Below are 26,945 nucleotides of genomic sequence, written 5' to 3' on the forward strand. Positions count from 1 at the left end.
TGCAACTCTCCTTCCGGTACCTGCGGGTTGCGGGGCCGCCATGGCCGGAACGCTGCCCGAAACTTGATCGCGCTGCGGGTTTTTCCGCGTGCGGCAGGGCGCTTCATCTGGCACAAGCAGCACATGACCGCAACCCGGAACGAAAGGACCCCCATGACCCCCATCCTGAGGAGCCTGACCGCCGGTCTTCTTCTGGTCCTGGCCGCCGGCTGCGGCGGTCCGCCTGCGTCTCCGGTTCCGACCGGCCCGGTCTCGGCGTCCAACCTGTCCGGAATCCTCGGCATGTCCTACAGCCCGGCCATCGACCAGGTCCGGGCGCTCGGCTACCGGCAGGTGCGCAGCCGCGGGGCGACGAGCTATTGGCAGGAGCCGCGCAGCGGCCGCTGCACCCGCATCGGCAGGGCGCGCGGCCGGCGTGACCCGCCCGGCGGCGCGCAGCGGGCGGCGTCTCCTTGTTTTGGGCCGGGATCGGCATGGGAGCTGGACCGCGCGCCCTGCATCAGCTCGCATCCCCGGCGGATCGGGAGTCCCCGGGACGGACAGTCCCGGATATTGGCCCGTTTCCCGGCGAGCGTCCGGAGCGCCTGGCGCCCGGAACGCCGCTCGAGCGCGGCAGTCCGGGCTTCGCATTCGGCCATCGTTCCCGAACCAATGGCGAACAAGGCCCCGCTCCCCGTCGCGCGCGCCGGCTCCGGCCTGTCCGCTCCGGACACGGATCAGGTTGCGCGACAGGTCGTGGCGGCGGCCGGGCGCTTGAATTCAGTGCCATGGCTCCAACGGCGTCTGGGCATGGGCCTCCTCCTCTGAAAGCCCGCAGGGGATCAATTCAACCGGCCCTCCTGGCCCACCCGCAGGAGCGCGCTCCACTCGCCTGTCAACCAGCAACCCCATGGAACGCCCCGAAGAGCACAGCCCATCGCGGCATCGGAACCGGGTCCGGCAGCGCCCTCGCGGCCAGCACGGCCCCCAAGGCCAGGCGGGCGGCCCGGCTGTGACAGCGCCAGATACGGAAACGGCGGCAGGGAGTTCACCCTGCCGCCGCCGGAACCGGAAGCCCGCATTGCGGGCGGAGCCGGGCTCAGGAGGCCAGCTTCGCGCTTTCCTCGATGTAGATTTCGCGCAGGCGCTTCGCGACCGGGCCCGGCTTGCCGCCGCCGATCTCGGCGCCGTCGATCTTCACCACCGGCATGACGAAGGTCGTGGCCGAGGTGATGAAGGCTTCTGCCGCGTCCTTGGCCTCTTCGATGGTGAAGGGGCGTTCCTCGACCTGCATCTGCGCTTCCTTGGCCATCTTCAGGACGGCGGCGCGGGTGATGCCGTGCAGGATGTCGCTCGACAGCTGGCGGGTTACGATCCGGCCGTCCTTGGTGACGATATAGGCGTTGTTCGATGTGCCCTCGGTGACGAAGCCGTCCTCGACCAGCCAAGCGTCGTCGAAGCCGGCCTTCTTGGCCGCGGTCTTGGCCATCGACGGATAGAGAAGCTGCACCGTCTTGATGTCGCGGCGCGCCCAGCGCTGGTCGTCGGTGACGCCGACCGACATGCCGGTCTCGGCCTTGGGCGACTCGACGAGGTTCATGTGCATGCCGAAGAGCACGACGGTGGGCTTCAGCCCCTCGGGCATCAGGAAGTCGCGGTCGGCGACGCCGCGGGTGATCTGCAGGTAGACGCCGCCTTCGACGATGGCGTTCTTCTCGACCAGTTCCTTGTGGACACCGAGCAGCTCTTCGGCGGACATCGGCATCTCGATGCCGAGCTCGCCCAGCGAGCGCTCCAGCCGCCGCACATGGCCGTCGAAATCGATCAGCCGGCCGCCGAGAACCGAGGTCACCTCGTAGACGCCGTCGCCCATCAGGAAGGCGCGGTCGAAGATCGAGACCTTCGCCTCTTCCGCGGGCAGGAATTCTCCGTTCAGGTAAACGATGCGGGTCATGGATGGGTCCTCTCGGTCAGCCCCAGAGACCGGGCTCTGGCGGATGGATGCCGTCCCCGTCATAGAGGATCGGCGTGTCGCGGTCTTCGGCCAGCAGGAGCGGCGCGTCAAGATCGGTCACGCGGGCGCCCTGCGCCAGCAGCACGCCCGGCGCCATCGCGAGCGACGAACCGACCATGCAGCCGACCATGATGCCGTAGCCTTCGGCCATCGCGGCCTGCTTCAGCTTCAGCGCCTCGGTCAGGCCGCCGGTCTTGTCGAGCTTGATGTTGATGACGTCGTATTTGCCCTTCAGCTTGTGGAGCGAGGCACGGTCATGGGCGCTCTCGTCGGCGCAGACCGGCACCGGGCGGTCGAGCCCGATCAGGGCGTCGTCCTCGCCTGCGGGCAGCGGCTGCTCGACCAGCGTGACGCCGAGCCGGGTCAGATGCGGCGCGAGATCGGCATAGACCTCCGCGCTCCAGCCCTCGTTGGCGTCGACGATGATCTCGGACCCGGGCGCGCCCGCGCGGACGGCTTCGAGCCGCGGCATGTCGTCGGGCGTGCCGAGCTTGATCTTCAGCAGCGGCCGGAAGGCGTTCTTCGCGGCATTGGCCCGCATCGCCTCCGGCTCGTCGAGCCCGAGCGTATAGGCCGTGATCACCGGTCCCGGCGCGGGCAGCCCGGCCAGGTCCCAGGCACGGACACCGGTCCGCTTGGCTTCGAGATCCCAGAAGGCGCAGTCGACGGCATTGCGCGCGGCGCCCGCGGGCAGCAGCTCCTGCAGGCTCTCGCGGGTCACGTCCGGGGCAGGCCGCGGATCAGCCCCGCGACGCTGTCGAGCGACTCGCCGTAGCGGGCATAGGGCACGCATTCGCCGCGCCCGGCATGGGGGCCGTCCCGCAGCGTGACGGTGATCACCTGCGCCTCGGTCTTCGCCCCCCGCGAGATGCGGAAGGCCTGGGCAAGGCGGAAGCTCTCGGCCTGCACCTCGATCTTGAGCGTCATGGCATGTCCTCTCGCGCTGACGCGCGCCGGGCCTGACCCGGCGCCTCCTGGTGGTCGGGTGGGGCCCCGGGTCAAGCCCGGGGCGGGACAGGGCTCAGAGGCCCGCGAGCGCGTCGACCAGACGGCCCGCGCCCTGGCGGAACGGGTCGACTGCCGGCAGGCCCATCTTGGCTTCCAGCTCCGCCAGATAGGCATCGCCCTCTTCCGGCGTCATGCCCGAGGTGTTCACCGAGATGCCCACCACCTTGCAGGCCGGGTTCGCGACCTGCGCCAGCTGCAGCGCGACATCGCGCAGGGCCTCCAGCGAGGGAAGCTGGTAGTCCGGCAGGCCGCGCATGTGCGGGCGGGTCGGCTCGTGGCACAGCACCAGCGCATCCGGCTGGCCGCCATGGACCAGCGCCAGCGTCACGCCGGAATAGGAGACGTGGAACAGGCTGCCCTGCCCCTCGATCAGGTCCCAGTGCTCCGGATCGTTGTCCGGCGTCAGCGCCTCGATCGAGCCCGCCATGAAATCGGCGACCACCGCATCGAGCGGCACGCCGCCGCCGGTGATCAGGATGCCGGTCTGGCCGGTCGCCCGGAAGGTCGCGTCCATGCCGCGCGCGCTCATTTCCTTTTCCATGGCCAGCGCGGTGTACATCTTGCCGACCGAACAGTCGGTGCCGACGGCCAGGCAGCGCTTGCCCGGGCGCTTCACGCCGTTGGCGATCGGATAGGGCCGGTCGGGCAGGCGCACGTCATAGAGCCGGGTCCCGGCCCGCGCCGCCGCATCGACCAGCGGCTGCTGGTCGCGCAGCAGCGTGTGCAGCCCCGAGGCGATGTCGAAGCCCTTTTCCAGCGCCTCGACCAGAATCGCCATCCAGCTGTCGGAAATCACGCCGCCGCGATTCGCCACGCCGATCACCAGCGTCTTGGCGCCGGCCGCCTTGGCCTCGTCCAGCGTCATGTCGGGGATCTTCATGTCGGCATTGCAGCCGGCCAGGCGCAGCTGGCCCACCGCGAAATCCGGCCGCCAGTCGCGGATCCCCTGGGCCACCTTCGCAGCCAGCGGGTCGGGGGCATCGCCGAGGAAAAGCAGATAGGGGTGCTGGATCATCATTCGCTCCGTCATTCGCATTCGCGGCGATCATGCGCCGCCTTCCGTCCGTTTCAACATGAACCCTGCACTGGCCCGATGAAACCGCCCATATGGACCTATCCGCAGGAGAATCTGCCGTTTTTCCGGCAGGGCCTGGCATCTTTCGCTGCAGCTGCGACACCTTGCGCCGCAGCTGCGAAATTCCCGCTTGCAGACAGTCGCGCAAGGATATAACCAGCGGTGGACAAGATGAGCAATAAAATGACCGAGAGGCCCGAATGAGTTTCCGCATCCAGCCCGCGGCCCCTGCCCGTCCCAACCGCTGCCAGCTTTTCGGCCCGGGCTCCCGCCCGGCCATCTTCGAGAAGATGGCAGGATCGGCCGCCGATGTCATCAATCTCGACCTCGAGGACTCGGTCGCACCCGACGACAAGGCCGAAGCCCGCAAGAACATCATCCAGGCGATCGGCGACATCGACTGGGGCAAGAAGACCCTGTCGGTGCGGATCAACGGGCTCGACACGCCCTACTGGTACCGCGACGTGGTCGATCTGCTGGAGCAGGCCTCGGACCGGATCGACCAGATCATGATCCCGAAGGTCGGCTGCGCGGGCGACATCTATGCCGTCGATGCGCTGGTCACCGCGGTGGAGCGCGCCAAGGGCCGCACGAAGCCGATCAAGTTCGAGGTGATCATCGAATCCGCGGCGGGCATCGCCCATGTCGAGGAGATCGCCGCCGCCTCGCCCCGCATGGAGGCGATGAGCCTCGGCGCCGCCGATTTCGCGGCCTCGATGGGGATGCAGACCACCGGCATCGGCGGGACGCAGGAAAACTACTACATGATCCGCGAGGGCGCGAAGCACTGGTCGGATCCGTGGCACTGGGCGCAGGCCGCCATTGTCGCCGCCTGCCGCACCCATGGCGTGCTGCCGGTCGACGGGCCGTTCGGCGATTTCTCGGATGACGAAGGCTATCGCGCGCAGGCGCGCCGCTCGGCGACGCTGGGCATGGTCGGAAAATGGGCGATCCACCCCAAGCAGATCGCCATCGCCAACGAGGTCTTCACCCCCTCCGAGGAAGCCGTGGCCGAGGCACGCGAGATTCTCGCCGCCATGGAGAAGGCCAAGGCCGAAGGCGCCGGGGCCACCGTCTACAAAGGCCGCCTGGTCGACATCGCGTCGATCAAGCAGGCCGAAGTCATCGTGGCGCAAGCCGAGCTGATTGCAAGCAGCTGAGCCAGCGCCCGGGCCGCGCGGCGTTGGGAGGCAACGCGCGGCCCCATTTTCCCGGATCAGTGCCTGCGCGACTGACACCCTCCCGCGGCGCTGCCAGCCTTTCGGCGAACGGACATCGCCCGCAGAGGACAGCACGGAGAGCGGTCCGGCCTGCCGGCGCATCAAGCTGGCCCTCGACTACGTGCCGGTCCGGGCGCTGCCGGCAGCCGCCCTCGCCGCCCAGCGGATACGCCACCCCGGCCGCATCGCGGCGCTGGCGCGCCATGTCGGCAGCGTGAAGATCGGCCAGATGGAGATGAAGCTGCGCCAGGTCGAGACGGAGCTGCGCGAGACCGGACGGCAGCTCTCCGAAGCGAAGACCGAGAATGCCCGGCTCGCGGTGCTCTACACCCGCTTCGATCCGCATGCGCCGGTCCCCAAACTGCAAACGACCCGACAGGCCCTGGCCGAAACGGCCCGGACGCTCGGCGATTTTTCTCCCGCCCCCGAAGGCCTGCAGCCCGGCACAAGTGCCGAGGACGCCCATGCCGCCGCCGCCATGCGGCGGGTCGGCGCGACCCGGCCTGCCTCGGCGCGCTGATCGCCGCGATCGACCCGGCGCAGCGCATCGGCCGCCCCGGCGTGATCGCCATGGCCGTGGGTCAGCACGATGGCCCGGAGGCCGCCCGGCGCCGCCCGCAGGATCGCCTGGACATGCCCGGCATCGTCGGGGCCGGGATCGATCGCCAGGGTGCCCTCCGCCGTCCCGACCAGATAGGAATTCGTCCCGTGATAGGTCATCACGCCCGGATTGGGCGCTACGATGCGCAGGACGCCGTCGGCCACCGGAACCGCCCTGCCGTAATCCGGCACCGGCTCCTGCAGGAAGTCGGCCGACCGGCTCTTCTTGACGAGGTCATGCATGTCTACGGCGCTCCCGTCCCGTCCCGTGCCTCCGCCGCCGCGGCGCCGAGACCGCGCAGGACGGAAATGAAATTGCCGAGGATCGCCTCCGGCGGGCCGGAGGGCCAAACCAGGCGCAGCTCGGTCCGGAAGGTGTCCTGGCGCAGCCGGGCAACGCGGATGTCGCCGGGAAACTGCAGTTGCGACGAGGTGACGATCAGCCCGACGCCCATGCCAACCGAGATCAGGTTGATCTGGGTCGAGATGTTGGAGACCTGCTGGACGATTTTCGGCGTGAACGGGAAGAACGGGTTCACCAGCGAGCGCCCGACGACGATGAAGCCCTCGCCGCTCAGCTCGCCGATGTCGAGCTCCTCCCGTCCGGCCAGCGGATGGTCGACCGGAAGCGCGACGCCGATGTGCCCGGCATCGAGCACCAGCGAATTGAGGTCGCCGATGCTGCCGCTCTCGGGCAGCGACATCGTCCGCCTGCCCTCCTCGCGGGCGACATAGACGAAGCCCGCATCGAGCCGTCCGAGGCGGATCTCATCGAGCTGGAGGCTGCTGGCCTGCTCCTTCAGGACGAGATCGGTCTCGGGATAGAGCACGCCCATCTTCTTGACGCCTTCGCGGAACACCGGATGGCGCAGCCCGAGCGAGCCGTATCCGATCCTGAGGAGGCCGGCCTTGCCCTCGCCGACTCGCCGGGTCGTCTGGGTCGCGGTCTCGACATCCTGGAGGATCGCCAGAGCATGTTTCAGGAAGGTCTCGCCCGCGGCGGTCAGCTGCACCTTGTGCGCCTCGCGCCGGAACAGCTTCACGCCCAGCTCCATCTCGAGATCCGCCACGGTCTGCGAGACCGCAGGGCGCGTCACCGCGAGGATCTCCGCGGCCCGGCCGAAATGCAGCGCCCCGGCGGCGGCGGCGAAATATCTGATATGGCGCAATTCCAACGCAGTTCCCCTCCGCTGCCCTTCAGCCGCTTGCCAACCTGCCGCGGCGCGGCAGCGTCCCGCCCGGGGCCGCGGCAGGCCCGGCGGCAGTTCCCGCCGGACAGGCCCTTTCCCAGCGTCCCGCCCATGCCTTCCGCCGGAACATCCGCGACATGGCGCGGGATCCGGCTTGCGGCGGCCTTGTTGCCCCGTGCCACGCAAATTCCGCGCCAGCCGGAGCCGTCCGGCAGGAGACCCGGCCTGTCCGCGCCGGGTCCCTTGCCACGCGGGTCAGATCGCGATCTCGCGGTTCTGCCTGGCCTTCTCCCAGGGCATTGCGGCATGCGCCAGGACGCTGACCGCCGTGTTCATCAGCACCGACATGGCGATGATCGCGGCCAGCGCGGCGAAGACGCCGGCGGTGTTGAACTGGCTGGAGGCATGGGACAGCAGGTAGCCGAGCCCGCGGTTCGCGGCGATCATCTCGCCGACGATCGCGCCGATCATGGCATAGGGCACCGACAGCCGCAGCCCGGTGAACACCCAGACGATGGCGGAGGGCAGAACGACCTTGCGCAGCGCGTCGCCCTCGTTCGCCCCCATCAGCCGCAGGATGTTGATCAGCTCGGGACTGACGCTGCGCACTCCGGTATAGGTGTTGAGGAACACCAGGAAGAAGACGATGGTGCCGGTCAGCAGGATCTTCATTTCGATGCCGATGCCGAACCAGATGATGAACAGCGGCGCGAGCGCGATCTTGGGGATGCTGTAGAACGCCATGATGAAGGGGTTGAGCAGCTCGGCAAGGCGCTCGGCCCGTCCCAGCACCATGCCCAGGACCATGCCCGCCAGCGCCCCGAGGACGAAGCCCGCCAGCGCCTCGATCGCGGTGATGCCGGCATGGAAGAAGATGCTGCCGTCCATCACCCAGTCGAGGAAGGTCTCCGCGATCTTGCTGGGCTTGCTGACCAGGTATTCCTGGATGAGGCGGCCCGAGGCGATTTCCCAGAACGCCAGGAGCGCCGCGAGAATGGCGAAACGCGAAAGGATCATCATGTGTCAGCCCCCGCACTGCGCTGCGGCCGGCGCCATTTCGTCCCACAGGCGCGCGGTCATCCCGACATAGTCGGCGTTGTGGCGGATGCCGAAGAGGTCGCGCTCGCGCGGCAGCGGGATGTCCAGAACCTCCTTGATCGTGCCCGGACGGCCGGCGAAAACCACGCAGCGGTCGGCCAGCGCCACCGCCTCGTCGAGGTCATGCGTGACGAACAGCACCGTCTTGTTCAGCTTGGCGACGATCCGCCGGATTTCCATCTGCATCTTCAGCCGGAGCTGCGCGTCGAGCGCGGCAAACGGCTCGTCGAAGAGCAGCGTCTCGGGGTCGTAGGCCAGCAGCCGCGCCAGGGCGCAGCGCTTGCGCATGCCGCCCGAAAGCTCGCCGGGATAGCTGGCCCCGAACCCCGCCAGGCCCACCAGTTCCAGGAGCTCCTCCACCCGCGCCCGGATCTGCGGCCGCGGCATCCGCGCGATCTCCAGCGGCACGGCGATGTTGCGCTCCACGGTCCGCCAATGCAGGAGATGGTCGCTCTGGGTCATGTAGCCGACCTTGCGGTTGTAGGGCCGGACCAGCTCTCCGCGATAGGTCACCCGGCCTTCCGTCGGCTCGAACAGCCCCGCGGTCATGTTGAGCAAGGTCGACTTCCCGCAGCCGGACGGGCCGACGAGCGTGATGAATTCGCCTTCGGCGACCGAAAGGGAAACTCCGTGCACCGCCTGCAGGGCGCCGAACGACTTCGACACGCCCTCGAACCGCACCAGCTCCTCCTTCGGCACGGCCTCCGGATGCCGGCTTGCCATGGACATGGCCTCCGCTGACTCAAGCTTCATCTTCGTCATCTCCTCCGATTTGCGTCGCCGTTCCTGTCGGCGATCATGTCATTTTCGGGTGCAACAGCCGTGCCACGCATCCGGAAAACACGGCCGTTCCAGGTATCGCAGTCCCCTCGGGGCAGACCGTGCGGCACGCCCCCAAGTCCTTTTGCATGAAAGGAAAACACGGCCGAAAGGCGGCGCGCTCCGGCGAGGCCTTCCGGCAGCCGGAGAGATCGGGGGGCGGCTCCGGACACCGGCCAGACGCTCCGTCCGGCCGGGCCGCAGCGGCCATGGCCGACCAAGCCACCCGTGCCGCGCAAGGCATCGAACGACGGTGACAATTGCCCTGCACGAGGGGAGACCGCGCCGATGGAGAGCGTCTTCGGATCGCTGGAGACCGGGCTGGTCCACCGCACGAGGTTCCGGCCGCGACAGGAGGCCAAGGCCACGCTGTTCGAATTCATCGCCATCTTCCGCAACCGGCACCGGCGCCACTCCAGCATCGGCGACCGGCCCCCTGCGCAGGCAAGGATCGACATGGCCGCCAAGATGGCCACAGAGTGAATATCGCCCCAGTCAGAGATCCGGGGGGAAACTCAGTCCACGCGCAGGGGCGCACTCCAGAGGGCTCGGGCTGGGCCGTCGGCGCCCGCGACATGGTCCTGCGTCGGCTGCCGGGGCGCGGCTGAGGCGTCAGCGGATCTTCACCGAGACCGTGCCGACGCCCTCGACCATGCCTTCGAGCAGGTCGCCCATCAGCACCGGGCCGACTCCCGAGGGCGTGCCGGTCATGATCAGGTCGCCGGGGCGCAGCGTGAAGCTCTGCGAGATATGGGCGATCATCTCCGGGACGGACCAGATCATCTGGCCGAGATCGCCCTCCTGCTTGAGGTTGCCGTTCACCCTGAGCGCGATGCGCCCGGCGACCGGGTGGCCGGTCCGGGCGACGGGATGGATCGCGCCGATCGGGGCCGAGCCGTCGACGGCCTTGGCGGTTTCCCAAGGGCGGCCCATCGACTTGGCCGTCGCCTGGATGTCGCGCAGCGTCATGTCGAGCCCGACGCCGTAGCCCCAGACATGTGCCAGCGCATGTTCGGCATCGATATGCGACCCGCCGCGGCCGATCGCGGCCACCAGCTCGACCTCGTGATGCACGTCCGAGGAATGGCGCGGATAGGTGAAGTCGGTGCCGGGCGGGCAGACCGCGGTGTTCGGCTTCATGAAGAAGAACGGCGGCTCGCGGCTGGAGTCGTGCCCCATCTCGGCGGCATGGGCGGCGTAGTTGCGGCCGATGCAGAAGATCCTCCCGACCGGAAAGACGGCCTCCTCTCCGGCGACGGGCAGCGTGACGGGCACGGGCGGCGCAACGGCGAAGCTTGGGTCCTGGGTCATGGCGGGTCCTTTCGGGATGGTCTCGGGGCCGCGTGTCCTGGGCGCGGCTGGCCAGAGTGAAACCACATGCGCGGGCCGGACGGTGTGCGGTGCTTCGCCGCGCATGGGGGCTTGCGCCTGCTGCATGGCCGGGCAGGATCGGCGTCGGACCATGGAGGACAGGCAATGGCGGAACGTTGGGTGGGCGCGGTGCTGGCGGCGGGGCGCTCGGCGCGGTTCGGACCGGAAGACAAGCTGGCGGCGCCGCTCGGCGGCCGGGCGCTGGCAGCCCGGCTCGGCGGCATCGCCCAGCGACAGCGCTCCGGCGGCCTCGGCGCCGAAGGCGGCCTCGAAATAATGGTAGGCATCGTGGAAGACGACGAAGGGACGGCCCTCGACCGGTGCCAGCAGCGCAGCCGCCTCCGCGGCAGCCGCCGCGATCTCGGCCTTCCCGGCCTCGGCATTCGCCGCATAGGCCGCGGCATTCTCCGGATCGAGCTCGCCCAGCTCGGCGGCAATCGCGCCGAGCCACAGCGCGGCATTCTCCGGGTCCAGCCAGGCATGCGGATCGGCACCGCCATGATCATGCCCATGCGCGTCGGCATGGGCCTCCTCATGGCCGTGGCCGTCCTCCTCCGCGTGGTCCCCGTCATGGCCGTGCCCGCCGTCATGGCCATGCCCGTCATGCCCGTCCTCTTCGGCATGCTCCTCATGGCCGTCATCGCCATGGCCGTCCTCGCCATGGCCGCCCTCGCCATGATGGTGCGCCTCGAAGGTCGCGCCCTCGCGGAAGGCCAGCAGATGGGTCTCCGGCACCGCCAGCAGCTCCATCACATGCGCGCCGCCCGCGAGGCTGCCGATCGGGCGCTCCAGCCAGGGGGTCAGCGCTTCTCCGACCCAGACCACCAGATCGGCGCGCTCCAGCACCGCCGCCTCGGAGGGGCGCAGCGCGTAGCCATGCGGCGAGGCGCCGGGCGGCACCACCAGATCCGGCGTGCCGAGGCCCTGCATCACCCGCGCCACAAGCCCGTGGACCGGCGGGATGTCCGTCGCCACATGGGGCACTTCGGCGGCAGCCATGCCCGCCCCGCCCAGAAGCAGCCCCGCCGCGATCACCGTCATTCTCGTCCGCATGATGTTACCTTATAACAGATCAGGGCCCCTTGCTATGGCGTATCGTATAACATATCAACCCCCAAACCTGCGAAGGAGATGTCCTGTGCCGGAACCCAGCTTCACCCCCCATGATCACGGTGCCTGCATCTCGCACGGCGTCGATACCGCCATGCGCCAATGCCGCGAGGCCGGGCTGAAGATGACCCCCGTGCGCAAGCGCGTGCTGGAGATCCTGCTGGAGGAGCACCGCGCCATGGGCGCCTACGAGATCCTCGACCGGCTGCGCGAGGAGGGGCTCGGCTCGCAGCCGCCGGTCGCCTACCGGGCGCTCGACTTCCTCACCGCCAACGGCTTCGTCCACCGGATCGAGCGGCTCAACGCCTTCGTCGCCTGCACCCATGGCGGCGACGACCATACGCCCGCCTTCCTGATCTGCCGCGCCTGCAACCGCGTCGCCGAGACCGACAGCACGCTGACCCGCAAGGCGCTGGCCGAGTCGGCCAAGGGCATCGGCTTCTCGGTCGAGCGCGCCGCCGTCGAGGCCGAGGGCCTCTGCCCGGCCTGCCGCGGGGCCGCCGAATGACGCTGGTCTCGATCACCGGGCTCGATGTCCGGATGGACGGGCGGCCGGTGCTGACCGGGGTCGATTTCGAGATTTCCGGCGGCGAGATCGTCACGCTGGTCGGTCCGAACGGCTCGGGCAAGACCACGCTGATGCGCGCGGTGATCGGCGCCGTGACGCCCGCCGCAGGCAAGATCCGGCGCAAGCCGGGGCTCCGGATCGGCTATGTCCCGCAGAAGCTGCATGTCGACCCGACCCTGCCGCTGACCGTCGGGCGCTTCCTGTCGCTGCCGGTGCGGTTCAGCCGGTTCGAGACCCGCGCCGCGCTGGAACAGGCCGGCGCCGCGCTGCTCTATGACCGGCAGATGTCCGAGCTGTCGGGCGGGCAGTTCCAGCGCGTGCTGCTGGCGCGCGCGCTTCTGACCCGGCCCGACCTGCTGATCCTCGACGAGGCGACGCAGGGGCTCGACCAGCCCGGCTCCGCCGCCTTCTACCGCCAGATCGAGACCATCCGCGACGAAACCGGCTGCGCGGTGCTGATGGTCAGCCACGAGCTGCATGTCGTCATGGCCGCCTCCGACCGGGTGGTCTGCCTCAACGGCCATGTCTGCTGCCACGGCACGCCGGAACATGTCTCCTCCGCCCCGGAATACCGCGCGCTTTTCGGCAGCGGCACGCAGGGCGCGCTGGCGCTCTACCGCCACGACCATGACCACAGCCATGAAAGCGCCTGCGGCCACGACCATGCGCGCGAACACAGCCACGGAACCGCCGCCGAATGAGCTTTCTCGACAGTTTCCTGATCCGCGCCGCCCTCGCCGGACTGGGCGTGGCGCTGGCCGCGGCGCCCCTGGGCTGCTTCGTCGTCTGGCGCCGCATGGCCTATTTCGGCGATGCCACCGCCCATGCCGCGATCCTCGGCGTCGCGCTGTCGCTGGCCTTCCAGGGCCCGATCCTCGCGGGCGTGCTGATCTGCTGCCTCGCCATGGCGACGGCGGTCACCGCCCTGTCGGGACGCGGCCACAGCAGCGACACGATCCTCGGCGTCGCAGCGCATTCGTCGCTGGCCTTCGGGCTGGTCGCGGTCTCGCTGATCCCGGGCGCGCGGGTGGATCTGTCGGCCTATCTCTTCGGCGACATCCTCGCCGTCACCCGCGGCGACCTGGCGGTGATCTGGGGCGGCGGCGCGCTGGTGCTGGCTTTGCTCTGGTGGCGCTGGTCGGCGCTGCTGACCACGACGCTGAACGGCGACCTCGCCCGCGCCAGCGGCATCGACCCGGAACGCGAGCAGCGCGTCCTGACCTTCGCGCTGGCGCTGGTCGTCGCCGTCCTGGCTCGGGGCCGCGGCGGCGGGCGGGCATGACCTGTCGAGCCTGCGCAGCATGCTGGTCGGCGGCGCCGCCTTTGCCGAAGCGAGCGCGCGCAAGGTGCCCCAGGTCTTCGGCTGCCGCCTGATCCAAGTCTTCGGCATGGCCGAGGGTCTGGTGAACTACACCCGCGCCGAGGACCCGCCCGGCACCGTCTTTGCCACCCAGGGACGGCCGATCAGCCCGGATGACGAGATCCGCGTGCTCGGCCCCGACGGCCGGGAGGTCCCCGACGGCACGCCGGGCGAACTTGCGGTGCGCGGCCCCTACACGTTCCGCGGCTACTACAAGGCCCCGGGCCACAATCTGGGCGCCTTCGATGCCGACGGCTTCTACCGCAGCGGCGACGTGGTGATCCGCCAGGCTTCGGGCCATCTGCGCGTCGTCGGGCGGGTCAAGGACCAGATAAACCGCGGCGGCGAGAAGATCGCGGCGGAGGAAATCGAGGCGCTGCTGCTGCGCCATCCGCAGATCCGCCAGGCCGCGCTGGTCGCCGTTCCCGACCCGGTGCTGGGCGAGCGGAGCTGCGCGGTGATCGTCGCCGGCCCGGAGCTGCGCCCCGTCGACATCCGCCGCCACCTGATGGCCCAGGGCATCGCCGAATACAAGCTGCCCGACCGCGTCCGCATGGCGGACAGCCTGCCCCTGACCCCTGTCGGCAAGACCGACAAGACGCGCCTGCGCGAAGAGCTCACCGCGCCCGAAACCGCATCCTGAGGAGAGACCAAATGACCGATGCAGCCCCTGCCCCCCTGACCCGCGCCTGGCTGGAGGCCCGCGTGGCCGAGATGGTCGTGGACCCGTCCGGGATCGACCCCGGGGAAAGCCTGCTCTTCTACGGGCTCGACTCGATCATGGTGATGGAATTCTCCGCCGAACTCGGCCGCCACGGCGTCGCGCTCGGCTTCGAGGACCTGGCGACCGAGCCGACGCTCGAGCGCTGGTGGCAGCTGATAGAGGCCCGGCGTGCTGCGGCCTGAACCGGCGCTGGCGCTGCGCCGCTATGGCGGCAGCCCCGAGGCAGGGGTGCCGATCCCCTGCCGCCTTGCCCGGGCGAGTTCGCCCTCGCCCTGACCTTGCCGGCGGCGGTGGCGCTGATCGCCATTCCCGGCCCGCTGGTCTCGGTGCTGTTCCAGCGCGGCGCCTTCGACGCCTCCGACACCGCCGCCACCGCGCTGGCCGTGGCGGTCTATGGCGCGGGCCTGCCGGCCTTCGTGCTGCAGAAGGTGATGCAGCCGCTCTATTTCGCGCGCGAGGACACCGTGCGGCCGTTCCGCTACGCGGTCTGGGCGATGGTCATCAACGCCGCGATCGCCATCGGCTTCGCCCCGGTCTTCGGCTTCATCGCCGCCGCCTGGGGCACAACGCTGGCGGGCTGGGGCATGGTGCTGCTGTTGTGGTGGGGGGCGCGCGACATGGGGCTCGCCGCCCGGTTCGACGACCGGCTGCGCCGCCGCATCCCGCGCCAGATCCTCGCCAGCGTCATCATGGGCGCGGTTCTGATCGGCGCCGCCGCCGCGATGGACGATCTGCTGCATACCGGCGGCTGGCGCTATCTGGCGCTCGCGCTTCTGGTCGGGCTCGGCATGCTGTCCTATGCGGCGGCCTCGCATCTGACCGGCGCCTTCACGCTGCGCGACCTGAAATCGGCCACGCGGCGCGGCTAGGCCCTTGGGTTCCGCGCCAGGCCCGCTAGATCCCCGGGCATGGCGCCGGTCCTGAGCTTCACCGAGCGGGGCATCCACTGTCCCGCGGGCGGTTTCCACATCGACCCCTGGCGGCCCGTCGAGCGGGCCGTCATCACCCATGGCCATTCCGACCACGCGCGGCCCGGCCATGGCAGCTATCTCTGCACGCCCGAGGCCGCGCCGGTGATCCGCCACCGGCTGGGCGGCATCCGGATCGAGACGCTGCGCTACGGCGAGCCGCGCCGCATCGGCGAGGCGACGGTCAGCCTGCATCCGGCAGGCCACCTGCCCGGCTCGGCGCAGGTCCGGGTCGAGGTGGCGGGCGAGGTCTGGGTCGTCTCGGGCGACTACAAGACCGAAGCAGACGGGCTCTGCGAGCCGTTCGAGCCGGTGCGCTGCCACACCTTCATCTCGGAATGCACCTTCGGCCTGCCGGTGTTCCGCTGGGCGCCGCAATCCGAGGTCATGGCGGAGATCGACACCTGGTGGGCGGAGAACCGCGCCGCCGGGCGGATGTCGATCCTCGGCGCCTATTCCCTCGGCAAGGCGCAGAGGCTCCTGGCCGGGATCGACGGCTCGGCGGGGCCGATCCTGACCCATGGCGCGGTGGAGGCGACCAACGAGGTGCTGCGCGCCCAAGGGTATGACCTGCCCGCCACGATCCGCGTCACTCCCGAGACGCAGCCGAAGGATCATCCCGGCGCGCTCGTCATCGCGCCGCCTGCCGCCTTGGGAACGCCCTGGGCACGGCGCTTCGGGCCGTCCTCGGCGGGCTTCGCCTCGGGCTGGATGCGGCTGCGCGGCGTGCGGCGGCGGCGCGGCATGGACCGCGGCTTCGTGCTGTCGGACCATGCCGATTGGGACGGGCTGAACACGGCAATCCGCGCGACCGGAGCGGAGCGGGTCTTCGTCACCCATGGCTACACGTCCGTCTTCCGCCGATGGCTGGAGGATCAGGGCTATGACGCGGGCATCGTCGAGACCGAGTTCGCGGGCGAAGAGACGGAGGAGACCGCGGAATGAAGCGCTTCGCCCGGCTCTTCGCCGCGCTCGACCGCACGACGCGGACCAATGCCAAGGTCGCGGCGCTGGCCGCCTATCTGGCCGAGGCACCCGAAGAGGACCGGCTCTGGGCGATCGCGCTGCTGTCGGGGCGGCGGCCGCGGCGCGCGGTGCCCTCGGGGGTGGCGATCACCGCGGCGGGATCGGCAACGCAGGCGCCCTCCGCAGCCATGCCGGCACCGGCAGAGGCCAGCACGGCGGCAAAGCCGGCCAGGAGCGGGAACGGGAACGTGGGGCGGTACGCAGTCACTTGCAGGGTCCTCTCGGCATGGGGCGGATATCCGCAGGCGCGGCGGCCGGCGGCGGCGGCCGGCAAAGCTTGCGCCGGGGAAAGTTATGCAGGTCCCGCCAAATAATTAAAGTCTGTTAACGGTTCAATTTCGGTATAACCGCCGCAGGCGGATGCCCCTGGATTGTCAAATGGATCCACGGTTCGCGCAGAGCGGGAAAATCCGCCCGGCGCGGCAGGCGGGCGCAAACCGCCCGCCAGGCCCCGCGCGCTATTCGGAGCGGGTGAACAGGCCCAGGCCTTCGCCGTCCAGATGCTCGATCCGCATCGTCGCGCGGCCCGTGCCGAGCGCGAAATCGACGCGCGAGACCGAGCCCCCGGGCTGGTTTTCCGTCACCGGGCGGAGGACGAAGCTGTCGCCGTCCCAATGCTCAAGCGGCAGCTCCCGGCCCTCCGGCCCGAGCCGCAGCACCAGCCCGTCGGCCGTGGCCGCGACCGTGGCCGGCCCGAAATAGCCGTTGCCATAGGTCCCGGCATAGGCCTCGCCGGGCTGCGCCGCGGCGGGGGATTGCGGCGGCTCGGCGCCGACTGCGGGCGGCCGCGCCGCGCGCTAGCCCCGCCCGGCAGGCGGGGCGCACAGGACCGCCCCGCCTGTGTCGGCCACTCAGTTATCGGCCGCTGCGGAAGCAGGCGCGCCGAGCGCCAGGGGAAAGTGCTTTTCCAGTTGCCTTGCCATGCGGGCATCGCGCAGCGCGTCCAGACAGGTCTCGGTGCTGTGGTCCTGGCCATCATACATCCCTTTCGGGGCAAGCGGTGCATCGCCTCCCCAGATTCGATCTTTTGCGAAACGAGCTAGCGGATAGATCCGTTCTGCTCGCAACAGCGCCCCGCCTGACAGCCAAGTTGTGGCAAATCTCGCAATCCAGTTCTGGCAATATCAATTACTTATCGATTTTGACGTCGAACTTGGGACCTCCGGGGGAACGGTGCGGGGCTGCCGATGCGCAGCGAGATCACCGGCGACGAGACGGCCGATGTGAAGGGGTTCGACCTGGTCATGACGCAGGATCTGCCAGAGCCTGAATACTTCCTCGCCGACAAGGGCTATGATGCTGACAAGGTACGGGAAAAGCTCGAGGAACGTGGTATCGTGGCGGTCATCCCGATGCGGCGGAACCGCAAGGAATGGCGCGCTGTCGACCGCGACTTCTACCGCTGGCGCAACCTGGTCGAACGTTGCTTCTCCAAGCTCAAGCAGTGCCGTCGGGTGGCAACGCGCTATGACAAGACCGCCCTGAGTTTCCTCGGCTTCATTGACATTGCGTCCGTCCGAGTCTGGCTACGCCTTTTGTCAACATGACCTAAGTATGGAGTGCGCCCCTGCGGGCGGACATTATCAGGCCGCCCGGCACGCGGTCCGGCGCGGCGGGGTTCAGCGGCGTGCCGTAATGCGCGTTCTCGCCCATCAGCGAATAGGCCAGCTCGTCCATCTGGGTCTTGCCCACGATCCGCGCGCCGGCCGCCGCCAGCATCCGCACCACCGGCGCGGTCGAGGCGGCAGGTTCCCGGAGCGCGGCCCAGCCGGGATGGCCTGAGCCGGTGACGTATCCGGCAATGTCGAGATTGTCCTTCACCGCCAGCCGCAGCCCCGAGAGCACGCCGTCGCCTTGCGGGAAAGTCCCCTCGGGGAAGGTTGTCACGAAGGGGTCGGTACTCATCTCAGCTCTCCATGGCGCGGGTCAGCAGCCCGCTCACATCCCGGCAATGCGCCGCGTAATCCTGGGTCAGCCGGAAGCTTGCATCGCGCGGATAGGGCGCGTCCACCCCGATTTCGCCGATGATCCGCCCGGGCCGCGCCGCCATCACCACGATGCGGTTCGACAGGAAGACGCTCTCGAAGACCGAATGCGTGACGAAGATCACCGTCGATCCGGTGGCCTGCCACAGTTCCAGAAGGTCCTGCGAAATCTTGTTGCGGGTGATTTCGTCGAGCGCGGCGAAAGGCTCGTCCATCAGCAGGAGCTTCGGCTTCGTCACCAGCGCGCGGGCGATCGAGACGCGCATCTTCATGCCGCCCGACAGCTCGCGCGGATAGCTGTCATGGAAGCCTGCCAGCCCCACGGTCTCGAGGATCGCGGCAACATCGGCGGCCGCATCGGTGCGGGACAGGCCCGCGAGCTTCAGCGGCAGGTAGACGTTGTCGAAGACCGACAGCCAGGGCATCAGGTTCGGCTCCTGGAAGACGAAGCCGATCTCGCCCGCACGGGCGCGGATGCCCTTGGCCTCGTCCTCGCCGGGGCGCTGGATGCGCCCGGCGGAATGCTCGGCCAGCCCGGCGGCGATCTTCAGCGCGGTGGACTTGCCGCAGCCCGAGGGGCCGAGGAGCGAGACGAACTCGCCGGGATGGACGTCGAGAAACAGGTTCTTCAGCGCGACGGTGCCGTTGGGATAGACCTTGTCGAGGTTCTGCATCCGCATCACGGGCTGCAGCTTGGGGCTCATGTCGGTCATCTCAGCGCTCTCCGCCCAGTTCGCTTTCGTGCCAGCGGCTCAGCAGCCGCGCCTGCACCATCGAGGTCAGCCACCAGATCGCCAAACCGAAGATCGACAGGATGAAGAGCGCGGCGAACATCCGCGGCACGTCGAGCATGGTGCCCGATTCAACGATCACCCAGGCAAGGCCGGTGGAAGAGCCGGAGCCCGCGACGAACTCGGCCACGACCCCGCCGATCACCGCGAGCGACGAGGAAATCCGCGCGCCCGTCAGGATATAGGGCAGCGCGGCCGGCAGCTGGAGGTGGCGGAAGCGCTGCCAGCGCGACGCCTGGTAGAGGGTCATCACGTCCTGCAGGCCCCGGTCCGCCGATTTCAGCCCCTGCACGGTATTGGCGAGCATCGGGAAGAAGGCCACCAGCCAGGCGAGGATCATCAGCCCCAGCCAGACCCGGTCGAGCCCGACCCAGATGATCACGAGGGGCGCGATCGCCACCATCGGCGTCACCTGCAGCGCGATCGCATAGGGCCAGAGCATCCGCTCGACATCCTTGTGCTGGGTCAGCAGCAGCCCGCCGAGGATGCCCGAGACCACCGCGGCGGCGAAGGCCGCGACGGTGATGCCGGCGGTATAGGCCAGCGCCTTCATCAGGTAGGGGAAGTCGCCGACCATCGAGACCACGATCATCGAAGGCGGCGGCAGGACGAATTTCGACACGCCGAGCGCGTGGACCGAGATCTCCCAGATCAGGACGAAGGCGAGGCCGGCGGCGACGGTCGGGCCGGTCTCGCGCAGGACCGTGGTCAGGCGGCTCGGCCGCTCGACCAGCCGCTTCTGCGGCGTCTCGGGCAGGGCGGCGGTTTCATCTGCCAAGTCGGAACTCCTCGGTTCGGGCATCAGCGGAGCTGCAGCGCGCCGCCCGCAAGCGGCAGGTCGAGGCGGCTGTCTTCTCCGCAGGAAAGATGCAGGGTGGTGATCAGCGCCGAGGCGAGCGGCGCGGAAACGGGATCGGCGCCGGTTCCGGGATTGACCGGATGGGCCGGGAAGTCGGAGGCGGCGATTGACAGGCGCAGCGCCTCGCCGGGAGCCAGCGTGACGCAGAGCGCGCCGAGATCGAGCGCGACCGGGGCTTCGGGTCGGCTGCGCAGATGCAGGTAGCCCGCGGCGACCGCATGGGCCTTGCCGTCGGCGCGCAGGATCGACAGCGTTGCGGACACGTCGAAGCTCGGCCGGTCGGCGGAGAGGGCTCCGAGACGGCGGGGGCGGAGACTGCCGCCGCCGGGGCCGTCCGGTCAGCAGGACTGGCGGGCGGTGTCGAGCCAGCCGCGCAGGTCGGACAGCACGCAGGCGGCACCCGCGAAATCCTCGCCCGCGGTATAGGCCGAAGGCGTCACCACCACGTCGAGCCCCGCGCCCCGCGCAGAGAGAAGACCGTTGCGGCTGTCCTCGAAGGCGACGGCCTGCCCGGGCTCCAGACCCAGCCGCGAGAGCGCCAGCAGGTAGACATCCGGGGCAGGCTTCTTCTCCGCCACTTCGTCTCCGGCGGCGATCACCTCGAAGATATCGCCCGCGGCTCGTCCGGTGGCAGCGCGGACCAGCACGTCGACATTGGGCCGCGCGGTCGTCGTCGCGACTGCCAGCCGAAGCCCCACCGCCCGCGCCCCGCGCAGGAGACCGGCCACGCCCGGGCGCAACGGCACCTCGCCGCACGCGATGATCCGGCCATAGCGCCGGGTCTTCTGCCGGTGCAGCTCCGCGATTCCGTCCTCATCCGGCCCCGAGCCGATGCCGTCGCGCCAGGCGCGCATCCGCTCCTTGCCGCCGGTGATCTTCAGGAGCCGCCGGTAATCCGTGGCCGTCCAGTGCCAGCAGAGCCCGGCGGCGGCGAAGGTCTCGTTGAAGGCGCGGCGGTGGGCCTCTTCGGTCTCCGCCAGCGTGCCGTCCACGTCGAAGATGAGCGCGCGCAGCATCAGGCGGCCTCCCGCGCGGCGCGGATCAGGCCGGGCAGCGCGTCGAACCGGCCGAAGGCCGCGTCATGGGCGAGCTCCTCCACCGGCCGTTTGCGGTAGCCCCCGGTGAAGAGCAGGAAGGGCACGCCGGCCGCTTCTGCCGTGGCGCGGCCTGCTTCGGCACGGTCGAGCCCGAGCCTTCGGTGCCCAACCTGATGGCCGCGGTCGCCGCCGCGTCGGAAGCGGAGGCCGATCTGGTGATCGGCTTCGGCGGCGGCTCGGCGATGGATCTGGCCAAGCTGGTGGCGGTGATGGCAGGCCGCAATGTCAGCCTCGCGGAGATCTCGGGACCGAACCGCGCGCCGCCGCGCCAGGCTGCGCTCGCGCAGATCCCCACGACCGCCGGCACCGGATCCGAGGTCGGCACGCGGGCGCTGGTCACCGATCCCGACAGCCTCGCCAAGATCGCCACCGAAAGCCGCCACATGCTGGCCGACATCGCCATCGTCGATCCCCAGCTGACCCATAGCGTGCCGCCGCATGTCACCGCCGCGACCGGGGTGGATGCGATGGCCCATTGCGTCGAGGCGCTGACCTCGAAGCGCGCCCATCCGGTGATCGATGCCTATGCGCTGCAGGGGATCGAGCTGGTCGGCAAGTACCTGGCCCGCGCGGTGGCGGATGGCAGCGATGCCGAGGCGCGGGCCGGGATGGCGCTGGCCGCGCTCTATGGCGGGGTCTGCCTCGGCCCGGTCAACACCACCGCCGGCCATGCCGTGTCCTATCCGCTGGGCACGCGCTACAAGATCGCCCACGGGCTCGCCAATGCGCTGATCTTCCCGCATGCGCTTGCCGCCAACGCCCCGGCGGAGCCCGCGAAGACCGCAGCGGTCGGGGAGCCGCCCGCGCCCTCGGGCGAAACGGTCGAGATGACCTTTCGCGAGGCGGCCCGCGACGGCCTGCGCGCGGCGCTGGCGGCAGATGACCGGGTCTTCCTGATGGGCGAGGATGTCGGCGCCTATGGCGGCTGCTACGCGGTCTCGCAGGGGCTGATGGCGGAATTCGGGCCGGAGCGCATCCGCGACACGCCGCTGTCGGAAAGCGGCTTCACCGGCGCGGGGATCGGCGCGGCTGTGGCGGGGATGCGGCCGGTCGTCGAGTTGATGACGGTGAATTTCTCGCTGCTCGCGCTCGACCAGATCCTGAACACCGCCGCCACCTTGCGCCACATGTCGGGCGGCCAGTTCGGCGTGCCCTTGGTGATCCGCATGGCGACCGGCGCGGGCAAGCAGCTGGCGGCACAGCATTCGCACAGCCTCGAGGGCTGGTACGCGCATATCCCGGGGCTGAAGGTGCTGGCGCCGGCGACGCTCGAGGATGCCCGCGGCATGCTGGCCTCTGCGCTCGCGGATCCGGACCCGGTGCTGATCTTCGAGAATGTCATGCTCTACAACCGCAGCGGCCGGATCGACCGGGCGGCCGGGCCGGTCGACATCGCCCGCGCCGCCATCCGGCGGCCGGGCCGCGACATGACGCTGCTCACCTATGGCGGCTCGCTCCACAAGACGCTGGAGGCGGCGGCGGCGCTGGAGGCCGAGGGCCTTTCGGCCGAGGTGATCGACCTGCGGGTGCTGCGGCCGCTCGACGATGCCACGGTCATGGCTTCGGTCGCGCGCACGCGGCGGGCGCTGATCGTCGACGAGGGCTGGCGCAGCGGGTCGCTGTCGGCCGAGATCTCGGCGCGGATCATGGAACAGGCCTTCTGGTCGCTCGACATGCCGGTGGCGCGGGTCTGCGCGGCGGAAGTGCCGATCCCCTATGCCCGCCATCTCGAGGAGGCCGCGATCCCGCAGGTGCCGCAGATCGTGGCGGCGGCGCGGGCGCTGGCGGGGAAGGGCTGATGGGGATCGTGGCGATGCCGTCCCTGGGCGCCGACATGGAGGCGGGTCGGCTGGTCGAATGGCTGGCGGCGCCCGGCGATACGGTGGCGCGCGGCGATGCGGTGCCGCATCGTCGGCGCGGCGGACCGCAACGCGCTGCTCTACCATCTGGGCGTGCCGGGGCTGCGCGGACTGGCCCATGCGGGCCTCGCCCTGGGCGAACGCGCGCGGCCGGGGCTCGCCCTGTCGCAGTTCGACTGGATCTACCGCCACGACGTCACGCGCGGCTGAGCACAGACGGATCAAAATTCCGTCATGTGTTCAGATCCGGGGCCGTTGCGCCGCGGGGGCCGACCATGTGACTAGTCCCCGGGCCTTGTTGCCGCGGGCGCCATGGCCTAAGGAAACGGGCAATTCCAGCGAGGAGCAGCCATGGCACGCCGCCCGAACAATTCCAGCGAGGATCGCGCGAAGTCGAAGAAGATCGGGGCGCTGAGGGGGCTCTTTCCCTTCCTGAAGCCCTATCGCGGCCTGCTGGTCGCCTCGCTTCTTGCGCTGATCTTCACGGCCACCGTGTCGCTGATCCTGCCCGTTGCGGTGCGCCGGGTGGTCGACGGCTTCCTGACCGGCGAGACTGCGCTGCTCGACAAGTATTTCGTCGCCGCGCTCGGCATTGCCGGGCTGCTCGCGCTCGGCACGGCGCTGCGCTACTACCTCGTGACCCGGCTGGGCGAGCGGACGGTCGCGGATATCCGCAAGGCCGTCTTCGACCGGATGATCTCGATGAGCCCGGCCTTCTACGAGAAGATCATGACCGGCGAGGTACTGTCGCGGATCACCACCGACACGACGCTGATCCTGTCGGTCGTCGGATCCTCGGTGTCGTGGTTCCTGCGCAACCTGCTGCTGTTCGGCGGCGGCCTCGTGATGATGCTGCTGACCTCGGCCAAGCTGACCGGCCTCGTGCTCCTGCTGGTGCCGGTGGTGCTGATCCCGATCCTCGGTCTGGGACGGCGGCTGCGCGGGCTGGCGCGCGACAACCAGGACTGGATCGCGCAGGGCTCCGGCAAGGCTTCCGAGGCGCTCCTCTCGGCGCAGGCCGTGCAGGCCTTCACCGCCGAAGGTCCGAGCCGCGCGATGTTTGCCGACGTCACCGAGAAGTCCTTCGACTCGGCCAAGCGGCGCATGGCGGTGCGTGCGGCGCTGACCGCGATCGTCATCTTCATTGTCTTCGGCGGCATCATCTCGGTCCTCTGGGTCGGCGTCACCGACGTGCGCTCGGACGCGATGTCGATCGGCGAGCTGGTTCAGTTCGTCATCTATGCCGGCATCATGGCGGGCTCGGTTGCGGCGCTGTCCGAAATCTGGGGCGAGCTGCAGCGCGCGGCCGGCGCCACCGAGCGGCTGGTCGAGCTGCTCCATGCCGAGGACACCGTCTCGGACCCCGAGACCCCGCGCGCCCCGGCCGAGCCCGCAAAGGGCGAGATCGAGTTCCGCGACGTGCGCTTCCATTATCCGACCCGTCCCGACGACGCGGCGCTCGAAGGCCTCAGCTTCCGCGTCGCGCCGGGCGAGACGGTCGCGCTGGTCGGGCCTTCGGGGGCGGGCAAGTCGACGGTGCTGCAGCTTCTGCTGCGCTTCTACGATCCGCAATCCGGCGAGGTGCTGCTCGACGGCGTGCCGCTTCCGGCAATGGCGCGCGACGCGTTCCGCCGCAACCTGGCGCTGGTCCCGCAGGAGCCGGTGATCTTCGCCGACACCGCCCGCGCCAATATCCGCTTCGGCCGTCCCGACGCGACCGATGCCGAGGTCGAGGCCGCCGCCAAGGCTGCCGCGGCGCATGGCTTCGTCTCCGAGCTGCCCGACGGCTACGACACCTATCTGGGCGAGCGCGGCGTGATGCTCTCGGGCGGCCAGAAGCAGCGCATCGCCATTGCCCGCGCGATCCTGCGCGACGCCCCGGTGCTGCTCCTTGACGAGGCCACCTCGGCGCTCGACGCGGAAAGCGAGGCGGCTGTGCAGAAGGCGGTCGACGAGATGTCCCGCGACTGCACCACGCTGGTCGTCGCGCATCGCCTCGCCACGGTGAAGAAGGCCGACCGCATCCTCGTCTTCGACAAGGGACGGATCGTGGCGCAGGGCACCCATGACAGCCTGGTGGCCGAGGGCGGCCTCTATGCCCGCCTGGCGCGGCTGCAATTCACCGAGGCCATGGCAGCCGAATGACCTGCCGGAGCGCGGCGCAGCGTTACGCTTGCGCTGCCGCCCCGCCCGGGTCCATCCTCGCAAGACGCGGCCCGCATCCCATATAACAACGAATTGGGGCCGCGATCCTGGGGAGGAGACTCGGATGCACATGTTCACGGACCTGTCTTCCGCGCGGCTGATCGAGGGGGAAGCCCCCTGGGATGCGCGCGACGTGCCGAAAACCGTTCACGCGGCGCTGGCCGCCACCGCGGCGCGCCATGGCAGCCGCCCTGCGGTCACGTTCCAGATGTTCTCGGATCCGAAGGCGCCCGCCGAGACATTGAGCTGGTCCGATCTCCTGGGCCAGGTCACGCAGGCCGCGAACCTCTTCCGCTCGCTCGGCATCGGCGAGAAGGATGTCGTCGCCTATCTGCTGCCGAACTGCAACGAGACCATCCTGGCGCTGTTGGGCGGGATGACCGCGGGCAAGGTGCTTCCGGTCAATCCGCTGCTCGATACCGAGCAGATCGCGGGCATCCTCAACGATGCCGGGGCCAAGGTGCTGGTCACGCTGAAATCCTTCCCCAAGGCCGATGTCGCGCAGAAGGCCGAGGCCGCTGTCGCCTTCGCGCCGACGGTCAAGACCGTGCTGGAAGTCGACCTGAAGCGCTATCTGGCGCCGCCGAAATCCTGGCTGGTGCCGTTCCTGCGGCCGCAGATGTCGGGGCGCCACCATGCGCGGGTGCTCGATTTCCGCGTCGAGCTGGCGCGCCAGCCTGCCGACCGGCTGGCATTTCCGGCGGATGGCGGCGACCGGGTGGCCGCCTATTTCCACACCGGCGGCACCACCGGCACGCCGAAAGTGGCGCAGCACAAGTTCTCGGGGATGATCTACAACGGCTGGCTCGGCAAGGAGCTGCTGTTCGACGAAAGCGACGTGCTGATCTGCCCGCTGCCGCTGTTCCATTGCTTCGCCTGCTACCCGGTGCTGATGTCGGCGGTGCAGTCCGGCGCGCATGTCGTCTTCCCGACGCCTGCGGGGTACCGCGGCGAGGGGGTCTTCGACAATTTCTGGAAGCTGATCGAGCGCTACCGCGTCACCTTCCTGATCACCGTGCCGACCGCGTTGGCGGCGCTGATGCAGCGCAAGGTCGATGCCGATGTCTCAACGCTGAAGATCGCGATTTCGGGCTCGGCGCCCCTGCCGCTGGAGCTCTACCGCCGCTTCGAGGAGGCGACCGGCGTGCAGGTGGCCGAGGGCTACGGGCTGACCGAGGCGACCTGCCTCGTCTCGGTGAACCCGATCGACGGCAAGAAGAAGGTCGGCTCCGTCGGCGTGCCCTTGCCCTATACCGACGTGCGCATCCTCGACTGCGAGGATTGCGGGACGATCCGCCATGAATGCGGCACCGACGAGGTCGGCGAGATCTGCATCGCCAATCCCGGCGTCTTCGAGGGCTCGACCTATACCGAGGCCGGCAAGAATCTCGGGCTTTTCGCGGACCGGCGCTACCTGCGGACCGGCGATCTCGGCCGGATCGACGCCGACGGCTATCTTTGGATCACCGGCCGCAAGAAGGACATGATCATCCGCGGCGGCCACAATATCGACCCGGCCGAGATCGAGGAGGCGCTGATGGGCCATCCGGCGGTGGCGACGGTCGGCGCGATCGGCCAGCCCGATGCCCATGCCGGCGAGCTGCCCTGCGCCTATGTCGAGCTGGTGGCGGGGGCCAAGGTGCTGACCGGCGACCTGATGGACTTCGGCCGCCAGCGCATCCATGAACGCGCCGCCGTGCCGAAGCATGTCGAGATCCTCGACGAGCTGCCCAAGACCGCGGTCGGCAAGGTGTTCAAGCCGGCGCTCCGCAAGATGGCGATCCGCCGGGTGTTCGACGGCGTGCTGTCGGCGCAGGGCTTCCCGGTGACGGTCGCCGAGGTGGTCGAGGACCGCAAGCGCGGGCTGACCGCCGTGCTCGAGGCGCATGGCGATGTCGACATGGCGGCTCTGGAGCGGCTGATGGGCCACTACACCACGCCCTGGCGCTGGAAGGACGGCGGCTAGGCCCGGCCTTTCCGGCGCCGTCCCTTCCGGGATGTGCCGCGGAAGCGATGCGG

At 69.6% G+C, this 26,945-nt stretch carries 26 protein-coding genes and 8 pseudogenes; 17 read left to right on the top strand and 17 right to left on the bottom strand.

The features are described 5' to 3' along the window. Positions 1–153: 153 nt before the first annotated feature. Positions 154–807 carry a hypothetical protein gene (locus tag C7T91_RS20625; protein WP_145962959.1) on the top strand — a complete coding sequence of 218 codons (654 nt, stop codon included), beginning with the start codon at positions 154–156 and terminating at the stop codon, positions 805–807. Between the two features lie 271 nt (positions 808–1,078). On the opposite strand, the gene C7T91_RS20630 is transcribed toward C7T91_RS20625, so the two are convergent. The 3 genes and pseudogenes from C7T91_RS20630 to dgcN all read right to left on the bottom strand — a co-directional run bounded on the left by C7T91_RS20630 (position 1,079) and on the right by dgcN (position 4,016). Continuing rightward, positions 1,079–1,933 (bottom strand): D-amino-acid transaminase, encoded by an 855-nt coding sequence (locus tag C7T91_RS20630; RefSeq protein ID WP_108260900.1) that lies wholly within the window; start codon positions 1,931–1,933, stop codon positions 1,079–1,081. A gap of 16 nt (positions 1,934–1,949) precedes the next feature. Further along, a pseudogene (gene dgcA, locus C7T91_RS20635) lies at positions 1,950–2,920 on the bottom strand (N-acetyl-D-Glu racemase DgcA). A 94-nt stretch (positions 2,921–3,014) separates the two neighbouring features. Beyond that, positions 3,015–4,016, bottom strand: a complete 1,002-nt coding sequence (gene dgcN, locus C7T91_RS20640; RefSeq protein WP_108261652.1) for an N-acetyltransferase DgcN — start codon at positions 4,014–4,016, stop codon at positions 3,015–3,017. Between the two features lie 260 nt (positions 4,017–4,276). Between dgcN and C7T91_RS20645 the strand changes: the two genes are divergently transcribed. Continuing rightward, entirely contained in the window at positions 4,277–5,236 is a 960-nt protein-coding gene (locus C7T91_RS20645) for an L-malyl-CoA/beta-methylmalyl-CoA lyase (RefSeq protein ID WP_108260901.1), read from the top strand. A gap of 181 nt (positions 5,237–5,417) precedes the next feature. Further along, positions 5,418–5,816 carry a hypothetical protein gene (locus tag C7T91_RS36410; RefSeq protein ID WP_236638383.1) on the top strand — a complete coding sequence of 133 codons (399 nt, stop codon included), beginning with the start codon at positions 5,418–5,420 and terminating at the stop codon, positions 5,814–5,816. A 23-nt stretch (positions 5,817–5,839) separates the two neighbouring features. Here C7T91_RS36410 and C7T91_RS39750 read toward each other — a convergent pair. From C7T91_RS39750 to C7T91_RS20665, 4 genes and pseudogenes are all read right to left on the bottom strand, one after another. Then, positions 5,840–6,139, bottom strand: a pseudogene (locus C7T91_RS39750) (MBL fold metallo-hydrolase); the annotation flags it as partial. A gap of 2 nt (positions 6,140–6,141) precedes the next feature. Continuing rightward, complete coding sequence (locus C7T91_RS20655) at positions 6,142–7,071, bottom strand: LysR family transcriptional regulator (RefSeq protein WP_145962960.1); 930 nt, start codon at positions 7,069–7,071, stop codon at positions 6,142–6,144. A 270-nt stretch (positions 7,072–7,341) separates the two neighbouring features. Next, positions 7,342–8,106 carry an ABC transporter permease gene (locus tag C7T91_RS20660; RefSeq protein WP_108260904.1) on the bottom strand — a complete coding sequence of 255 codons (765 nt, stop codon included), beginning with the start codon at positions 8,104–8,106 and terminating at the stop codon, positions 7,342–7,344. 3 nt (positions 8,107–8,109) lie between these two features. Next, positions 8,110–8,937 (bottom strand): ABC transporter ATP-binding protein, encoded by an 828-nt coding sequence (locus C7T91_RS20665; RefSeq protein WP_201742179.1) that lies wholly within the window; start codon positions 8,935–8,937, stop codon positions 8,110–8,112. Positions 8,938–9,291: 354 nt separating this feature from the next. On the opposite strand from C7T91_RS20665, the gene C7T91_RS20670 reads away from it, so the two are divergent. Further along, complete coding sequence (locus C7T91_RS20670) at positions 9,292–9,486, top strand: IS3 family transposase (RefSeq protein ID WP_108260905.1); 195 nt, start codon at positions 9,292–9,294, stop codon at positions 9,484–9,486. A gap of 129 nt (positions 9,487–9,615) precedes the next feature. Here the strand turns inward: C7T91_RS20670 and C7T91_RS20675 are convergent, their stop codons facing one another. Next, positions 9,616–10,314, bottom strand: coding sequence for a fumarylacetoacetate hydrolase family protein (locus C7T91_RS20675; protein ID WP_108261656.1), 699 nt, complete (start codon positions 10,312–10,314; stop codon positions 9,616–9,618). Positions 10,315–10,584: 270 nt separating this feature from the next. Then, positions 10,585–11,427: pseudogene (locus C7T91_RS20680) on the bottom strand (metal ABC transporter solute-binding protein, Zn/Mn family); the annotation flags it as partial. An 85-nt stretch (positions 11,428–11,512) separates the two neighbouring features. Between C7T91_RS20680 and C7T91_RS20685 the strand changes: the two are divergent. From C7T91_RS20685 to C7T91_RS39755, 8 genes and pseudogenes are all read left to right on the top strand, one after another. Further along, positions 11,513–11,992 (top strand): Fur family transcriptional regulator, encoded by a 480-nt coding sequence (locus C7T91_RS20685; protein WP_236638384.1) that lies wholly within the window; start codon positions 11,513–11,515, stop codon positions 11,990–11,992. Then, the gene (locus tag C7T91_RS20690; protein WP_108260907.1) at positions 11,989–12,753 is read left to right on the top strand and encodes an ATP-binding cassette domain-containing protein; all 765 of its coding nucleotides are present in this window, start codon (positions 11,989–11,991) and stop codon (positions 12,751–12,753) included. The genes C7T91_RS20685 and C7T91_RS20690 overlap by 4 nt, the downstream gene beginning before the upstream one ends. Beyond that, a pseudogene (locus tag C7T91_RS20695) lies at positions 12,750–13,301 on the top strand (metal ABC transporter permease); the annotation flags it as partial. The gene C7T91_RS20690 and the pseudogene C7T91_RS20695, both read left to right, overlap by 4 nt. A 52-nt stretch (positions 13,302–13,353) precedes the next feature. Then, entirely contained in the window at positions 13,354–14,055 is a 702-nt protein-coding gene (locus tag C7T91_RS20700; RefSeq protein ID WP_108260909.1) for an AMP-binding protein, read from the top strand. Between the two features lie 11 nt (positions 14,056–14,066). Continuing rightward, positions 14,067–14,318, top strand: coding sequence for a phosphopantetheine-binding protein (locus C7T91_RS20705; protein WP_108260910.1), 252 nt, complete (start codon positions 14,067–14,069; stop codon positions 14,316–14,318). Between the two features lie 108 nt (positions 14,319–14,426). Further along, positions 14,427–15,005: a lipid II flippase MurJ gene (locus C7T91_RS20710; RefSeq protein WP_330848869.1), complete on the top strand. Its 579-nt coding sequence runs from the start codon at positions 14,427–14,429 to the stop codon at positions 15,003–15,005. Between the two features lie 39 nt (positions 15,006–15,044). After that, the gene (locus C7T91_RS20715) at positions 15,045–16,049 is read left to right on the top strand and encodes a ligase-associated DNA damage response exonuclease (RefSeq protein ID WP_108260912.1); all 1,005 of its coding nucleotides are present in this window, start codon (positions 15,045–15,047) and stop codon (positions 16,047–16,049) included. Further along, positions 16,046–16,249: pseudogene (locus C7T91_RS39755) on the top strand (ATP-dependent DNA ligase); the annotation flags it as partial. The gene C7T91_RS20715 and the pseudogene C7T91_RS39755, both read left to right, overlap by 4 nt. A gap of 339 nt (positions 16,250–16,588) precedes the next feature. Here C7T91_RS39755 and C7T91_RS20725 read toward each other — a convergent pair. Then, positions 16,589–16,882: pseudogene (locus tag C7T91_RS20725) on the bottom strand (DUF3471 domain-containing protein); the annotation flags it as partial. A gap of 99 nt (positions 16,883–16,981) precedes the next feature. Further along, positions 16,982–17,197: a hypothetical protein gene (locus C7T91_RS31765; protein ID WP_145962961.1), complete on the bottom strand. Its 216-nt coding sequence runs from the start codon at positions 17,195–17,197 to the stop codon at positions 16,982–16,984. Positions 17,198–17,290: 93 nt separating this feature from the next. Between C7T91_RS31765 and C7T91_RS20730 the strand changes: the two are divergent. Then, positions 17,291–17,677, top strand: a pseudogene (locus tag C7T91_RS20730) (IS5 family transposase); the annotation flags it as partial. A gap of 1 nt (position 17,678) precedes the next feature. Here the strand turns inward: C7T91_RS20730 and C7T91_RS20735 are convergent. The 6 genes and pseudogenes from C7T91_RS20735 to C7T91_RS36415 form a co-directional block, all read right to left on the bottom strand. Further along, positions 17,679–18,035: an amidase family protein gene (locus C7T91_RS20735; protein WP_108260915.1), complete on the bottom strand. Its 357-nt coding sequence runs from the start codon at positions 18,033–18,035 to the stop codon at positions 17,679–17,681. A gap of 1 nt (position 18,036) precedes the next feature. Beyond that, positions 18,037–18,828 carry an ABC transporter ATP-binding protein gene (locus C7T91_RS20740; RefSeq protein WP_108260916.1) on the bottom strand — a complete coding sequence of 264 codons (792 nt, stop codon included), beginning with the start codon at positions 18,826–18,828 and terminating at the stop codon, positions 18,037–18,039. A 1-nt stretch (position 18,829) separates the two neighbouring features. Then, positions 18,830–19,684, bottom strand: a complete 855-nt coding sequence (locus C7T91_RS20745; protein WP_201742181.1) for an ABC transporter permease — start codon at positions 19,682–19,684, stop codon at positions 18,830–18,832. 23 nt (positions 19,685–19,707) lie between these two features. Beyond that, positions 19,708–20,043 (bottom strand): annotated as a pseudogene (locus C7T91_RS20750) (CocE/NonD family hydrolase C-terminal non-catalytic domain-containing protein); the annotation flags it as partial. A 60-nt stretch (positions 20,044–20,103) separates the two neighbouring features. Further along, positions 20,104–20,781 carry an HAD family hydrolase gene (locus C7T91_RS20755; protein ID WP_201742182.1) on the bottom strand — a complete coding sequence of 226 codons (678 nt, stop codon included), beginning with the start codon at positions 20,779–20,781 and terminating at the stop codon, positions 20,104–20,106. Next, positions 20,781–20,906 carry a hypothetical protein gene (locus C7T91_RS36415; protein ID WP_407943321.1) on the bottom strand — a complete coding sequence of 42 codons (126 nt, stop codon included), beginning with the start codon at positions 20,904–20,906 and terminating at the stop codon, positions 20,781–20,783. Before C7T91_RS36415 ends, C7T91_RS20755 begins: the two co-directional genes overlap by 1 nt. A gap of 57 nt (positions 20,907–20,963) precedes the next feature. Between C7T91_RS36415 and C7T91_RS39760 the strand changes: the two genes are divergently transcribed. The 4 genes from C7T91_RS39760 to C7T91_RS20770 all read left to right on the top strand — a co-directional run bounded on the left by C7T91_RS39760 (position 20,964) and on the right by C7T91_RS20770 (position 26,892). After that, positions 20,964–22,661 carry a pyruvate dehydrogenase complex E1 component subunit beta gene (locus tag C7T91_RS39760; RefSeq protein ID WP_236638446.1) on the top strand — a complete coding sequence of 566 codons (1,698 nt, stop codon included), beginning with the start codon at positions 20,964–20,966 and terminating at the stop codon, positions 22,659–22,661. A 96-nt stretch (positions 22,662–22,757) separates the two neighbouring features. Further along, positions 22,758–22,931 carry a hypothetical protein gene (locus tag C7T91_RS32795; protein ID WP_161556030.1) on the top strand — a complete coding sequence of 58 codons (174 nt, stop codon included), beginning with the start codon at positions 22,758–22,760 and terminating at the stop codon, positions 22,929–22,931. Positions 22,932–23,072: 141 nt separating this feature from the next. Next, the gene (locus C7T91_RS20765; RefSeq protein WP_108260921.1) at positions 23,073–24,866 is read left to right on the top strand and encodes an ABC transporter transmembrane domain-containing protein; all 1,794 of its coding nucleotides are present in this window, start codon (positions 23,073–23,075) and stop codon (positions 24,864–24,866) included. A 124-nt stretch (positions 24,867–24,990) separates the two neighbouring features. Next, on the top strand, positions 24,991–26,892 hold the full coding sequence (locus C7T91_RS20770; protein ID WP_108260922.1) for an acyl-CoA synthetase: 1,902 nt from the start codon (positions 24,991–24,993) through the stop codon (positions 26,890–26,892). Positions 26,893–26,945 lie beyond the last annotated feature (53 nt).

Origin of the sequence: Mangrovicoccus ximenensis (assembly GCF_003056725.1) — a bacterium.
Taxonomy (GTDB): Bacteria; Pseudomonadota; Alphaproteobacteria; order Rhodobacterales; family Rhodobacteraceae; genus Mangrovicoccus; species Mangrovicoccus ximenensis.

Bases quoted from the DNA above. Each gene is read 5' to 3' on its own strand.
- C7T91_RS20625 (WP_145962959.1), top strand. From the start codon at position 154: ATGACCCCCATCCTGAGGAGCCTGACCGCCGGTCTTCTTCTGGTCCTG.
- C7T91_RS20630 (WP_108260900.1), bottom strand. From the start codon at position 1,933: ATGACCCGCATCGTTTACCTGAACGGAGAATTCCTGCCCGCGGAAGAG.
- dgcN (WP_108261652.1), bottom strand. From the start codon at position 4,016: ATGATCCAGCACCCCTATCTGCTTTTCCTCGGCGATGCCCCCGACCCG.
- C7T91_RS20645 (WP_108260901.1), top strand. From the start codon at position 4,277: ATGAGTTTCCGCATCCAGCCCGCGGCCCCTGCCCGTCCCAACCGCTGC.
- C7T91_RS20660 (WP_108260904.1), bottom strand. From the start codon at position 8,106: ATGATGATCCTTTCGCGTTTCGCCATTCTCGCGGCGCTCCTGGCGTTC.
- C7T91_RS20665 (WP_201742179.1), bottom strand. From the start codon at position 8,937: ATGAAGCTTGAGTCAGCGGAGGCCATGTCCATGGCAAGCCGGCATCCG.
- C7T91_RS20670 (WP_108260905.1), top strand. From the start codon at position 9,292: ATGGAGAGCGTCTTCGGATCGCTGGAGACCGGGCTGGTCCACCGCACG.
- C7T91_RS20675 (WP_108261656.1), bottom strand. From the start codon at position 10,314: ATGACCCAGGACCCAAGCTTCGCCGTTGCGCCGCCCGTGCCCGTCACG.
- C7T91_RS20690 (WP_108260907.1), top strand. From the start codon at position 11,989: ATGACGCTGGTCTCGATCACCGGGCTCGATGTCCGGATGGACGGGCGG.
- C7T91_RS20700 (WP_108260909.1), top strand. From the start codon at position 13,354: ATGCTGGTCGGCGGCGCCGCCTTTGCCGAAGCGAGCGCGCGCAAGGTG.
- C7T91_RS20705 (WP_108260910.1), top strand. From the start codon at position 14,067: ATGACCGATGCAGCCCCTGCCCCCCTGACCCGCGCCTGGCTGGAGGCC.
- C7T91_RS20715 (WP_108260912.1), top strand. From the start codon at position 15,045: ATGGCGCCGGTCCTGAGCTTCACCGAGCGGGGCATCCACTGTCCCGCG.
- C7T91_RS20735 (WP_108260915.1), bottom strand. From the start codon at position 18,035: ATGAGTACCGACCCCTTCGTGACAACCTTCCCCGAGGGGACTTTCCCG.
- C7T91_RS20740 (WP_108260916.1), bottom strand. From the start codon at position 18,828: ATGACCGACATGAGCCCCAAGCTGCAGCCCGTGATGCGGATGCAGAAC.
- C7T91_RS20755 (WP_201742182.1), bottom strand. From the start codon at position 20,781: ATGCTGCGCGCGCTCATCTTCGACGTGGACGGCACGCTGGCGGAGACC.
- C7T91_RS32795 (WP_161556030.1), top strand. From the start codon at position 22,758: ATGCGGTGCCGCATCGTCGGCGCGGCGGACCGCAACGCGCTGCTCTAC.
- C7T91_RS20765 (WP_108260921.1), top strand. From the start codon at position 23,073: ATGGCACGCCGCCCGAACAATTCCAGCGAGGATCGCGCGAAGTCGAAG.
- C7T91_RS20770 (WP_108260922.1), top strand. From the start codon at position 24,991: ATGCACATGTTCACGGACCTGTCTTCCGCGCGGCTGATCGAGGGGGAA.